The organism is Streptomyces coeruleoprunus (assembly GCF_039542925.1).
GTDB lineage: Bacteria > Actinomycetota > Actinomycetes > Streptomycetales > Streptomycetaceae > Streptomyces > Streptomyces coeruleoprunus.
On sequence record NZ_BAABIT010000001.1, the window covers coordinates 3,920,231 to 3,933,356 of the forward strand.

The window sequence follows — 13,126 nt, forward strand, 5'->3', positions numbered from 1 at the left end:
TGGACAAACCCCGGCGCCCGTTGCGTCATGGGATGGTGACGGCTGCAACCTCGCGGGGAACGACCGCCGATTCCCCGGCACGTGTGCGCATTCTCGTCGTCGGCGGCGGCTACGTCGGGATGTACACCGCTCTGCACCTCCAGCGGCACCTCAAGGCCGATCTGAGACGCGGAGCGGTGGAGATCGTCGTGGTCACGCCCGACCCGTACATGACGTACCAGCCATTCCTCCCCGAAGCGGCCGCCGGCAACATCTCGCCCCGCCACGTCGTCGTACCTCTGCGCCGCGTCCTCGGCAGCTGCCGGATCATCATCGGCGAGGCCAAGTCCATCGACCACCGCAAGCGCACCGCCACCGTCACCACCCTCGCCACCGAGGAAGAGGGCACCGGCGCCGTCGAGGTTCCCTACGACGAGCTGGTCCTCGCGCCCGGGTCCATCTCCCGCACCCTCCCGGTCCCCGGCCTCGCCGACCACGGCATCGGCTTCAAGACCGTCGAGGAGGCCATCGGGCTGCGCAACCACGTCATCGAACAGATGGACATCGCGTCGTCCACCCGCGACCCCGCCATCCGGGACGCCGCGCTGACCTTCGTGTTCGTCGGCGGCGGCTTCGCCGGCGTCGAGGCGCTCGGCGAGCTGGAGGACATGGCCCGCTACACGGCGCGGTACTACCACAACATCAGGCCCGAGGACCTGAAGTGGGTGCTCGTCGAGGCGAGTGACCGGATCCTGCCCGAGGTGGGCGAGGAGATGGGCAAGTACACGGTCCGCGAGCTACGGGCCCGGAACATCGACGTCCGGCTGGAGACCCGCCTGGAGTCGTGCGTGGACCGGGTCGCCGTCCTCAGCGACGGCAGCCGCTTCCCGACCCGTACGGTCGTGTGGACGGCCGGCGTGAAACCGGCACCCCTCCTCGCCGCCACCGACCTGCCCCGCAACGAACGCGGCCGCCTCAGGTGCACACCCCGCCTCACCGTCGAGGGCGTCGAGCACGCCTGGGCGGCGGGCGACGCGGCCGCCGTCCCGGACGTCACCGCGGACGAGCCCGGCAGGGAATGCGCGCCCAACGCCCAGCACGCCGTGCGCCAGGCCAAGGTCCTCGCCGAGAACCTGGTCGCGTCGCTGCACGGCCGCCCGCTCAGTGACTACGCCCACAAGTACGCGGGCTCCGTGGCCTCCCTCGGCCTGCACAAGGGCGTCGCCCACGTCTACGGTCGCAAACTCAAGGGCTACCCGGCCTGGTTCATGCACCGCACCTACCACCTCAGCCGCATCCCGACCTTCAACCGCAAGGCGCGCGTGATGGCCGAGTGGACCCTCGCCGGACTGTTCAAGCGGGAGATCGTCTCGCTCGGCTCGCTGGAGCACCCGCGCGCCGAGTTCGAACTCGCCGCGGGACCCCCGCCGTCCCCGCCCCCCGCATCGGCGGCGACGGCCGACTCGTCCCCGGGCGCCCTGACCGCCGAGGACGAGCGCAAGGACGAGGGCGACACGACGGGCGAAAGGGACGCCCGCAACGGCCGGGACCCCAGCGACACAGGGGGTGCGGAAGAGCCCAAGAAGGGCCCCTCCGCCACCGATTGACGTCCTTTGTCAGTGTGTTCGGTCACACTGGACGTGTGACCATAGGTGGGCTTACACCTGCACAGAGTGAACCCCGCACGGCAACGACACCACGAGGCATAGAGATCCGTGAACTTCACGCGTTGGAGCGCCCGCTTCCCCGGTACACAGCGCCGCGCCGCCGCGCGCAGGGCCAGCCACGGGGTCTCGCCGACGCAGCGGGGGGAAGGCTCCGTGCCCGCGGCCCGCGGTGAATTCGCGGCGCAGCCACCCTCCCGCCCCGACTGCGCCCCCGATGCGCCGCCCGCCGCATCCACGACTCCACCCGCCGCCGTGCCCGCCATCGAGGACTTCTCCGTACGGGAGATCCTCGGCCACCTCCCGGGCCTCGTCGCCCTCACGTACGGCACCGATCACCGCATCGCGTATGTGAACGAGGCCTACGCGCACGCCTTCGGAGACCGCCCGCCGGGCGCCTCCGTCGCCGACGCCTGCCCCGAGCTCACCGACCTCGGCCTGCTGCCCCTCATGGACCAGGTCCTGCGCAGCGGCAAGCTCCGTACGGTCAAGTCCCGCCGCTCCCGGGGCGGAGGCTCGTACACGGTCACGTGCCTGCCCGTCGAGGTGCCCGGCGACCACGGCGGCGGCGTCCTCGTCCACGCCGCCGACGTCACCGACCACGCCGAGGCCGCCGAACGGCTCCGCGCCAGCGAGCGCCGCCACCGCGAGACCGCCGTCACGCTCCAGAGGTCCCTGCTGCCCCAGGAGTTGGAGCAGCCCGACGACCTGCGCGTCGCCGCCACCTACCAGCCGGGTGGTACGGACGCGGCGGTCGGCGGCGACTGGTACGACGTGATCACCCTCGGCGCCGGCCGCACCGCCCTCGTCATCGGCGACGTCATGGGCCGCGGAGTGCGCGCGGCCGCCGTCATGGGCCAACTCCGCACCGCGGTCCGGGCCTACGCGCGCCTCGACCTGCCGCCCCACGAAGTGCTCCAGCTTCTGGACGGTCTGGCCGCCGAGATCGACGCCAGCCAGATCGCCACCTGCGTCTACGCCGTCCACGACCCCAACGAGGGCCGCCTCGTCTACGCGTCGGCCGGACACCTGCCGATCCTCGTCAGGGACGAGGACGGCTCGGTCCGCCGCGCCGACGACCCGACGGGCCCGCCGCTCGGTACAGGCGGCTGGCTGCACACGTCCGGCACGATCGCCCTCCCGCCCGGCTCCACCGCCGTGCTCTACACGGACGGCCTGGTCGAGCGGCGCCGCGAGGACATCGACGAGGGCGTCGCCGCCCTGGAGCGCGCCCTCGCCGGCGCCTCCGGCACGCCACAGGTCGTCTGCGACCGGCTGCTGCGCTCCCTGGGCGTGACCGCCGAGCACGACGACGACGTCGCCGTCCTGGTCCTCCAGCACCCGTCCCGTACGGGCTCGGACGCCGAGCTGTTCCACAACGCCTCGCTGGAGCTGCTCGGCGGCGTCGAGGCGGCGCCACGCGCGCGTGCCTTCGCGTCCGGGGTGCTCTCCAGCTGGCGGTTCCCCGTGGAGCTGCGCGACCTCGGCGTCCTCGCCACCAGCGAGCTGGTGGCGAACTCCCTCCAGCACGGCACACCGCCGATGCGCCTGCGGCTGCGCCGCACCGACCGCCGGCTGATCATCGAGGTCACGGACGGCGACGACCACCTGCCGCGCCGCCGCCGCGCGGAAACGGAGGACGAGGCGGGTCGCGGCATCTCGATCATCGCCACGATCGCCTCGTCCTGGGGAAGCCGCCGCACGCCCGGGGGCGGCAAGGCGGTCTGGTGCGAGTTCGCGCTCCCCGGCTAGCCGCTCAGGCCGCCGACTCCACCGGCTGCCGCTCCGGCCGGTGCTGGGCCACGACCCGCGACTTCGCCGCGAGGTGCGGGTGGTCCTGCGCGGCCGTGAGCCCCCGGCCCAGCCGCAGCGCCAGCACGCTGATCCCCAGCGAGAACAGCACGAACGTCACGATGTACGGCCCGTGGAGCGCGGCCCCCATGGGCCCGCCCACCGCTGGCCCGACGGCCAGCGCGAGCTGCTTGACCAGCGCGAAGGCCGAGTTGTACTGCCCGACCATCGACTCCGGCGCCAGATCCGCGACCAGCGGTGCCACGGTCGGAGACAGCATGGCCTCACCGAGCCCGAAGAGCCCGTACGTGGTGATGAACGCCGCCGTCGCCATCGCCTGGCTGCCGTGCCCCAGCCCCGCGTACCCGGCGAACAGCCACGCCACGGCCCACAGCAGCCCCACGGAGGCGATCACGCGCGTCCGCCGGCGCCGCTCCACGAACCGCAGCACCACGAACTGGGCCACGACGATCACGGCCGTGTTAGCGGCGAGGGCCATGCCGAGTGTGGCCGGCTCGATCCCCGCGGCCTCGGTCCCGTAGGCCGCGAGACCCGATTCGAACTGCCCGTAGCAGGCGAAGAACAGCACGAAGCCCAGCACGCACAGCTGCACCATCGCCCGGTGCCCCAGCAGCGCCCGCAGCCCGCCGCGTCCGTGGACCTCGGATTCCCCGGGCCGCGAGTCGGTAATCGCCGCCGTACGCGGCATCCGCACGGTCGCGGCGATGCCGGCGAGCACGACGAACATCGCGGCCTCAATCGAGAACAGCAGCAGGAAGCTGCCCGGCCGGCTCTCGTCGACCAGCTGACCACCGATGAGACCACCGATACCGAGACCGAGGTTCTGCAGGAAGAACTGCAGGGCGAACGCCCGGGTCCGGCCCTCGGCGGAGCAGCACCACACGATCATCGTGGCGAGCGCCGGCTGCATCACGGCCGTCCCGGCCCCCAGCAGGGCCGCTGCCAGCACGGCGGAGGGGACACCCGAGGCGAGTCCCATGGCCAGCGCCCCGACGGCGGCGAGCAGCGCGGCCCCCACCAGGACCGGAAGCGGCCCCCGCCGGTCGATGGCCCGCCCCGTGAAGGGCAGCACGACGAGCGCGGCCATGGCGAAGACGGCCAGCACGGCACCCGCCGTGGTGGCGCCCAGGTCCCGCACCTGAGCCACATACACATAGAGATACGGAACGGTGAACCCGAGCCCGAACGCGCTCAGCGCGTTACCCGCCTGGATCCGGCGCATCGCAGCGCCCCTCGCCTTGGTCACACTCACCCACTTCGAACACGTACGACTGAACTCTGAAGACTTCAACACTAAAGTTCAATGCTTAACTCTACACATCGAAGGACTTCAACGCCAAGGAGCCCCATGGGATACTCCTGCGCATGTCCGAAACCCAGGAGCCGCGCGCCGAGCCGAGCCTCGACGAGCAGATCGCCGCCTACCAGCGCGAATACCGGGACCTCGACCCCCAGGTCGAGAAGGTGGTGTCGGCCCTGGGGCGGCTGAACCGCCGGATGAACGTCGCGTACGGCCGCCAGGTCGCCGAGCTCGGGATCAGCAACGCCGAGTGGGAGGTCCTGAAGACGCTCGTCCTCTCCGGGGCGCCGTACCGCATGGGCCCCAGCGAGCTCGCGAAGCGCCTCGGCCTCACTCCCGCCGCGATGACGCACCGCATCGACCGCATGGCCGGCGAGGGCCTGGTGACCCGCGACCGCGACGAGAACAATCGGGTCCGCGTGATCGTGGAGCTGACCGACGAGGGCCGCGCCAAGTGGCTGGAGGCCATGCGCATGGCCACATCCTTCGAGGAGGAGCTCCTCCAGGACCTGTCGAGCGAGGAGCGCGGGGTGCTCGGCGAGATGCTGATCCGCCTGCTGCGCCGCGTGGAGCAGGCCCAGCCGGACGCCGGCGGCCGCCTGTCCGACCTGGACTGAGGGGCCTCCTGGCGGGGAGTTGACACGCCCCCGCCGGATCCGTAAAGTTCTCCGGGTTGTCACGGGACCGGAACGGTTCTGCGACAGCCATCCGCCGCTGATGCGGCAACCAAACCCCAGCACGATCTCCCTGACCGGGACGTATTTCGGCATGCCGGAATTCATTCCGAAGACTCGATTATGAGTCGCCTGGGAAATCCGTTAGAGTTTGAGCGTCGGAACGGCCCGAGGGCCGGAAAGACAACCCCCTCTGACTGGGAGTCAGGCCCGAAAGGATCTGATAGAGTCGGAACCGCCGGAAAGGGAAAGCGCGAAAGCGAAGAACAGCCCGGCAGCCCGCTCCAGCGGGTGGCAGAAACGGAAAACGGATCTGCTAAGCTGGAAACACCGAAGGGAAGCGCCCGGAGGAAAGCCCGAAAGGGTGAGTACGAAGGAAGCGTCCGTTCCTTGAGAACTCAACAGCGTGCCAAAAGTCAACGCCAGATATGTTGATAACCCCGTCTCTCTGAGACGAGGTTCCTTTGAAAAACACAGCGAGGACGCTGTGAACAGGAAGCGGGACTATTCCTCCCGCCCTGTTCCGCTCAACGCGAGTGTTGACCCGGATCACCGGGAAGCATTCACGGAGAGTTTGATCCTGGCTCAGGACGAACGCTGGCGGCGTGCTTAACACATGCAAGTCGAACGATGAACCTCCTTCGGGAGGGGATTAGTGGCGAACGGGTGAGTAACACGTGGGCAATCTGCCCTGCACTCTGGGACAAGCCCTGGAAACGGGGTCTAATACCGGATATGACCACTTCAGGCATCTGATGGTGGTGGAAAGCTCCGGCGGTGCAGGATGAGCCCGCGGCCTATCAGCTTGTTGGTGAGGTAACGGCTCACCAAGGCGACGACGGGTAGCCGGCCTGAGAGGGCGACCGGCCACACTGGGACTGAGACACGGCCCAGACTCCTACGGGAGGCAGCAGTGGGGAATATTGCACAATGGGCGAAAGCCTGATGCAGCGACGCCGCGTGAGGGATGACGGCCTTCGGGTTGTAAACCTCTTTCAGCAGGGAAGAAGCGAAAGTGACGGTACCTGCAGAAGAAGCGCCGGCTAACTACGTGCCAGCAGCCGCGGTAATACGTAGGGCGCAAGCGTTGTCCGGAATTATTGGGCGTAAAGAGCTCGTAGGCGGCCTGTCGCGTCGGATGTGAAAGCCCGGGGCTTAACCCCGGGTCTGCATTCGATACGGGCAGGCTAGAGTTCGGTAGGGGAGATCGGAATTCCTGGTGTAGCGGTGAAATGCGCAGATATCAGGAGGAACACCGGTGGCGAAGGCGGATCTCTGGGCCGATACTGACGCTGAGGAGCGAAAGCGTGGGGAGCGAACAGGATTAGATACCCTGGTAGTCCACGCCGTAAACGTTGGGAACTAGGTGTGGGCGACATTCCACGTCGTCCGTGCCGCAGCTAACGCATTAAGTTCCCCGCCTGGGGAGTACGGCCGCAAGGCTAAAACTCAAAGGAATTGACGGGGGCCCGCACAAGCGGCGGAGCATGTGGCTTAATTCGACGCAACGCGAAGAACCTTACCAAGGCTTGACATACACCGGAAACACTCAGAGATGGGTGCCCCCTTGTGGTCGGTGTACAGGTGGTGCATGGCTGTCGTCAGCTCGTGTCGTGAGATGTTGGGTTAAGTCCCGCAACGAGCGCAACCCTTGTCCCGTGTTGCCAGCAGGCCCTTGTGGTGCTGGGGACTCACGGGAGACCGCCGGGGTCAACTCGGAGGAAGGTGGGGACGACGTCAAGTCATCATGCCCCTTATGTCTTGGGCTGCACACGTGCTACAATGGCCGGTACAAAGAGCTGCGATACCGCGAGGTGGAGCGAATCTCAAAAAGCCGGTCTCAGTTCGGATTGGGGTCTGCAACTCGACCCCATGAAGTCGGAGTCGCTAGTAATCGCAGATCAGCATTGCTGCGGTGAATACGTTCCCGGGCCTTGTACACACCGCCCGTCACGTCACGAAAGTCGGTAACACCCGAAGCCGGTGGCCCAACCCCTTGTGGGAGGGAGCTGTCGAAGGTGGGACTGGCGATTGGGACGAAGTCGTAACAAGGTAGCCGTACCGGAAGGTGCGGCTGGATCACCTCCTTTCTAAGGAGCACATAGCCGACTGCGAGCGAATGTCTCGCACGGTTGCTCATGGGTGGAACGTTGACTACTCGGCACGATCAGGAGATGGACCGCTAGTACTGCTTCGGCGTGGAACGCGGATCGGATCGAGGGATCGTGTCGGGCACGCTGTTGGGTGTCTGAGGGCACGGGCGAGAGCCTGGGCCTTCGGTACGCCGGCCCCAGTGCACTCACCACGTAGGTGGTGGGGTGATGGGTGGCTGGTCGTTGCTTGAGAACTGCACAGTGGACGCGAGCATCTGTGGCCAAGTTTTTAAGGGCGCACGGTGGATGCCTTGGCACCAGGAACCGATGAAGGACGTGGGAGGCCGCGATAGGCCCCGGGGAGCTGTCAACCGAGCTTTGATCCGGGGGTGTCCGAATGGGGAAACCCGGCAGTCGTCATGGGCTGTCACCCGCTGCTGAACACATAGGCAGTGTGGAGGGAACGAGGGGAAGTGAAACATCTCAGTACCCTCAGGAAGAGAAAACAACCGTGATTCCGGGAGTAGTGGCGAGCGAAACTGGATGAGGCCAAACCGTATGCGTGTGATACCCGGCAGGGGTTGCGCATGCGGGGTTGTGGGAATTCTCTTGATCAATCTGCCGGTTGGTCGGCGAGTCAGAAACCGTATGGATAGGCGAAGGGCATGCGAAAGGTCCGGCGTAGAGGGTAAGACCCCCGTAGCTGAAATTCATACGGCTCGCTTGAGTTTTTCCCAAGTAGCACGGGGCCCGAGAAATCCCGTGTGAATCTGGCGGGACCACCCGCTAAGCCTAAATATTCCCTGGTGACCGATAGCGGATAGTACCGTGAGGGAATGGTGAAAAGTACCGCGGGAGCGGAGTGAAATAGTACCTGAAACCGTGTGCCTACAAGCCGTGGGAGCGTCGGGTGTGCTTCGGTACACCTCGTGACTGCGTGCCTTTTGAAGAATGAGCCTGCGAGTTTGCGGTGTGTTGCGAGGTTAACCCGTGTGGGGAAGCCGTAGCGAAAGCGAGTCCGAATAGGGCGATTCAGTAGCGCGCTCAAGACCCGAAGCGGAGTGATCTAGCCATGGGCAGGTTGAAGCGGAGGTAAGACTTCGTGGAGGACCGAACCCACCAGGGTTGAAAACCTGGGGGATGACCTGTGGTTAGGGGTGAAAGGCCAATCAAACTCCGTGATAGCTGGTTCTCCCCGAAATGCATTTAGGTGCAGCGTCGTGTGTTTCTTGCCGGAGGTAGAGCACTGGATAGGCGATGGGCCCTACCGGGTTACTGACCTTAGCCAAACTCCGAATGCCGGTAAGTGAGAGCGCGGCAGTGAGACTGTGGGGGATAAGCTCCATGGTCGAGAGGGAAACAGCCCAGAGCATCGACTAAGGCCCCTAAGCGTACGCTAAGTGGGAAAGGATGTGGAGTCGCAGAGACAACCAGGAGGTTGGCTTAGAAGCAGCCACCCTTGAAAGAGTGCGTAATAGCTCACTGGTCAAGTGATTCCGCGCCGACAATGTAGCGGGGCTCAAGCGTACCGCCGAAGTCGTGTCATTGCAGCATGAGGGCCAACGCCCGCTGTGATGGGTAGGGGAGCGTCGTGTGCCGGGTGAAGCAGCCGTGGAAGCGAGTTGTGGACGGTTCACGAGTGAGAATGCAGGCATGAGTAGCGATACACACGTGAGAAACGTGTGCGCCGATTGACTAAGGGTTCCTGGGTCAAGCTGATCTGCCCAGGGTAAGTCGGGACCTAAGGCGAGGCCGACAGGCGTAGTCGATGGACAACCGGTTGATATTCCGGTACCCGCTTTGAAGCGCCAGCGCTGAACCCAGCGATGCTAAGCCCGTGAAACCGCCGTGTGCGTCTTCGGACAATCACGGAGTGGTGGAGCCGGTGACCCAGACTGGTAGTAGGTGAGCGATGGGGTGACGCAGGAAGGTAGTCCAGCCCGGGCGGTGGTTGTCCCGGGGTAAGGGTGTAGCCCGAGAGATAGGCAAATCCGTCTCTCATGAGGGTGAGACCTGATGCCGAGCCGATTGTGGCGAAGTGGATGATCCTATGCTGTCGAGAAAAGCCTCTAGCGAGTTTCATGGCGGCCCGTACCCTAAACCGACTCAGGTGGTCAGGTAGAGAATACCGAGGCGTTCGGGTGAACTATGGTTAAGGAACTCGGCAAAATGCCCCCGTAACTTCGGGAGAAGGGGGGCCACGTCTGGTGATGGAGTTTTCCTCCGGAGCTGGGTGTGGCCGCAGAGACCAGCGAGAAGCGACTGTTTACTAAAAACACAGGTCCGTGCGAAGCCGTAAGGCGATGTATACGGACTGACGCCTGCCCGGTGCTGGAACGTTAAGGGGACCGGTTAGCTGACTTTCGGGTCGGCGAAGCTGAGAACTTAAGCGCCAGTAAACGGCGGTGGTAACTATAACCATCCTAAGGTAGCGAAATTCCTTGTCGGGTAAGTTCCGACCTGCACGAATGGCGTAACGACTTCTCGACTGTCTCAACCATAGGCCCGGTGAAATTGCACTACGAGTAAAGATGCTCGTTTCGCGCAGCAGGACGGAAAGACCCCGGGACCTTTACTACAGTTTGATATTGGTGTTCGGTTCGGCTTGTGTAGGATAGGTGGGAGACTGTGAAGCTTGGACGCCAGTTCAGGTGGAGTCGTCGTTGAAATACCACTCTGGTCGTGCTGGATGTCTAACCTGGGTCCGTGATCCGGATCAGGGACAGTGTCTGATGGGTAGTTTAACTGGGGCGGTTGCCTCCTAAAGGGTAACGGAGGCGCCCAAAGGTTCCCTCAGCCTGGTTGGCAATCAGGTGTTGAGTGTAAGTGCACAAGGGAGCTTGACTGTGAGACCGACGGGTCGAGCAGGGACGAAAGTCGGGACTAGTGATCCGGCGGTGGCTTGTGGAAGCGCCGTCGCTCAACGGATAAAAGGTACCCCGGGGATAACAGGCTGATCTTCCCCAAGAGTCCATATCGACGGGATGGTTTGGCACCTCGATGTCGGCTCGTCGCATCCTGGGGCTGGAGTCGGTCCCAAGGGTTGGGCTGTTCGCCCATTAAAGCGGTACGCGAGCTGGGTTTAGAACGTCGTGAGACAGTTCGGTCCCTATCCGCTGTGCGCGTAGGAATATTGAGAAGGGCTGTCCCTAGTACGAGAGGACCGGGACGGACGAACCTCTGGTGTGCCAGTTGTTCTGCCAAGGGCATGGCTGGTTGGCTACGTTCGGGAGGGATAACCGCTGAAAGCATCTAAGCGGGAAGCCTGCTTCGAGATGAGTATTCCCACCTCCTTGAGAGGGTAAGGCTCCCAGTAGACGACTGGGTTGATAGGCCGGATATGGAAGCCCAGTAATGGGTGGAGTTGACCGGTACTAATAGGCCGAGGGCTTGTCCTCAGTTGCTCGCGTCCACTGTGTTAGTTCTGAAGTAACGAACTCCCTTGCCGGTTGAGTTGTTATCTTCATAGTGTTTCGGTGGTCATAGCGTTAGGGAAACGCCCGGTTACATTCCGAACCCGGAAGCTAAGCCTTTCAGCGCCGATGGTACTGCAGGGGGGACCCTGTGGGAGAGTAGGACGCCGCCGAACAATTATTAGCCTCAACCCCCGGTCTTCATGGCCGGGGGTTGAGGCTTTTTTGCGTTTACCGGACCCCGTTCACGAGGGGGTCACCAGACGCGTGTCGTACGCCAGGATCACCGCTTGGACGCGGTCCCGGGAACCCGTCTTCGCGAGGATGCGGCCCACATGCGTTTTCACCGTCGATTCGGCCAGGTGGAAGCGTTCGGCGATTTCGGTGTTCGTCCAGCCCTGGCCGATGACCGTCAGGATTTCGCGTTCCCGGTCGGTGAGGGCGGCCAGCCTGGGGTCCGGTGTCGGTGGGCCGCCCGGTGTGGACGGCAAGTGCTGGGCGTAGGCGTCCAGCAGGCGGCGGGTCAGGCGCGGTGCGACCACGGCGTCTCCGCACGCGACCGCCCGTATGCCCGACAGGACCTCCTCGGGCTGGGCGTCCTTGAGGAGGAACCCGCTGGCGCCGGCGCGCAGGCCCTCGTACGCGTACTCGTCGAGGTCGAACGTCGTGAGGATGAGGACGCGGGTGCGGTCACCGGAGGCGACGATCCTGCGGGTCGCCTGGATGCCGTCCATGCCGGGCATGCGGATGTCCATCAGCGCCACGTCCGGGCGCAGTTCGGCGGCCAGGCGGGCGGCCTCGGAGCCGTTGCCGGCCTCACCGACGATGTCCATGTCGTCCTGGCTCTCCAGGAGCATGCGGAAGCCGAGGCGCTGGAGCGGCTGGTCGTCGACGATGAGCACAGTGGTCACGGGGTGGTGTCCTTCGGGAGATACAGACGGACCCGCCAGCCGCCGGCCGGCGGATCGAGCGGGCCGGCTTCCAGGGTGCCCGCGTAGAGGGCGGTGCGTTCGCGCATGCCGGTCAGGCCGCGGCCGGGGCCGGCTTCACCGGGCGGTGCGGGGGTGCCGTGGACCGCCGGGCCGCCCGTGTCCGTGACGGTGACGGTCACGCCGTCCCCGTACGAGACGTCGACGGTGGCCGTCGCCGTGGGGCCGGCGTGCTTGAGGGTGTTCGTCAGGGCCTCCTGGACGACGCGGTAGACCGTGAGCTGGCGGCCCGGGGGCAGGGCGTCCGGGGTGCCGTGGACGGTGAACCGTACGGGGAGGCCCGCCGCGCGGACGCCGTCGATCAGCTGGTCCAGGTCGGACAGGGCGGGCTGGGGGGCCAGTTCGGCGGGTGGTGGGGCGGGGGCGAGGTCGTCGTCGCGCAGGACGTCGAGGAGGCGGCGCAGTTCGGTCAGCGCCTGGCGGCTCGTCGTGGCGATGGCGTCCAGGGCCTGGGCCGCACGCTCGGGGGACTTGGCGGCCGCGTACTTGCCGCCGTCCGCCAAGCCCGTGATGACGGAGAGGTTGTGGCCGATGATGTCGTGCATCTCGCGGGCGATGCGGGTGCGTTCGGCGGCGGCGGCCAGCTGGGCCTGTTGGTCGCGTTCGATCTCCAGCCGGCGGGCGCGCTCCACCAGCGACGCCGTGTACTCCTGGCGCGTGCGGACCGCGATGCCCAGCAGGGCGACCAGGGCGAAGGCCCACAGAGGGGAGATCACCTGCTGCTCCCAGCTGCCCGCCGGATGGCGGACCGTGCCCACGGCCAGCGGCACGGTGAGGAGGACCGCCGCCACGCCCAGGCGCCGCAGCGGCAGGCGCAGGGCGATGTTGAAGACGACGACGTGCTGGATGAGGGCCGCTTGGAGCATCGCGCCCGTCCAGTTGCTGACGAGTGCGAACGGCGCCATCGCGGCCAGCACCGGCAGCGGATGCCGGCGGCGCCACAGCAGTGGCACCGACAGGCCCAGGCTCAGCGCGAGGACGAGGTGTGCGGGCACGTCGGTGTTCTGGGCGATGTTGCGCCACCCGCCGTTCGCGTCGACGAGCGCCGCCGTCACGAAGAAGCCCGTCAGCAGGGCGTCCCAGAGGAGCGGCCGCCGCCGGTCGAAGGCGCGGACGCGGTGCAGGACGCCCTGCACGTGAGCGGTGAGGGCGCCTGTGCCGCGGTCGCGCGTCAGCTGTTCGGTCACCTGTGTCACGTCGTC

6 protein-coding genes and 3 rRNA genes are annotated in these 13,126 nt (G+C 66.0%); 6 read left to right on the forward strand and 3 right to left on the reverse strand.

Translation table 11 applies throughout. The annotated features are described in order from the left end of the window. Positions 1 to 32 precede the first annotated feature (32 nt). Both ABEB09_RS17460 and ABEB09_RS17465 read left to right on the forward strand, forming a co-directional pair. A complete protein-coding gene (locus ABEB09_RS17460) occupies positions 33 to 1,586 on the forward strand; it encodes an NAD(P)/FAD-dependent oxidoreductase (protein ID WP_345690848.1) in 1,554 nt (517 codons plus the stop codon). A 108-nt stretch (positions 1,587 to 1,694) separates the two neighbouring features. Next, positions 1,695 to 3,395, forward strand: coding sequence for an ATP-binding SpoIIE family protein phosphatase (locus ABEB09_RS17465; RefSeq protein WP_345690849.1), 1,701 nt, complete (start codon positions 1,695 to 1,697; stop codon positions 3,393 to 3,395). Between the two features lie 4 nt (positions 3,396 to 3,399). Here the strand turns inward: ABEB09_RS17465 and ABEB09_RS17470 are convergent, their stop codons facing one another. Next, a complete protein-coding gene (locus ABEB09_RS17470; protein WP_345690850.1) occupies positions 3,400 to 4,677 on the reverse strand; it encodes an MFS transporter in 1,278 nt (425 codons plus the stop codon). A 143-nt stretch (positions 4,678 to 4,820) separates the two neighbouring features. On the opposite strand from ABEB09_RS17470, the gene ABEB09_RS17475 reads away from it, so the two are divergent. The 4 genes from ABEB09_RS17475 to rrf all read left to right on the forward strand — a co-directional run bounded on the left by ABEB09_RS17475 (position 4,821) and on the right by rrf (position 11,111). Then, positions 4,821 to 5,372 carry a MarR family winged helix-turn-helix transcriptional regulator gene (locus ABEB09_RS17475; RefSeq protein WP_345690851.1) on the forward strand — a complete coding sequence of 184 codons (552 nt, stop codon included), beginning with the start codon at positions 4,821 to 4,823 and terminating at the stop codon, positions 5,370 to 5,372. A gap of 619 nt (positions 5,373 to 5,991) precedes the next feature. After that, positions 5,992 to 7,519, forward strand: a 16S ribosomal RNA gene (locus tag ABEB09_RS17480). Positions 7,520 to 7,801: 282 nt separating this feature from the next. Further along, positions 7,802 to 10,920: ribosomal RNA gene (locus ABEB09_RS17485) — 23S ribosomal RNA — on the forward strand. A gap of 74 nt (positions 10,921 to 10,994) precedes the next feature. Continuing rightward, a 5S ribosomal RNA gene (gene rrf, locus ABEB09_RS17490) occupies positions 10,995 to 11,111 on the forward strand. The 16S, 23S and 5S rRNA genes sit together here, the layout of an rRNA operon. A 69-nt stretch (positions 11,112 to 11,180) precedes the next feature. Here rrf and ABEB09_RS17495 read toward each other — a convergent pair. Beyond that, a complete protein-coding gene (locus ABEB09_RS17495) occupies positions 11,181 to 11,846 on the reverse strand; it encodes a response regulator (RefSeq protein WP_345690852.1) in 666 nt (221 codons plus the stop codon). Beyond that, positions 11,843 to 13,120: a sensor histidine kinase gene (locus ABEB09_RS17500; protein WP_380841271.1), complete on the reverse strand. Its 1,278-nt coding sequence runs from the start codon at positions 13,118 to 13,120 to the stop codon at positions 11,843 to 11,845. Before ABEB09_RS17500 ends, ABEB09_RS17495 begins: the two co-directional genes overlap by 4 nt. Positions 13,121 to 13,126: the final 6 nt, after the last annotated feature.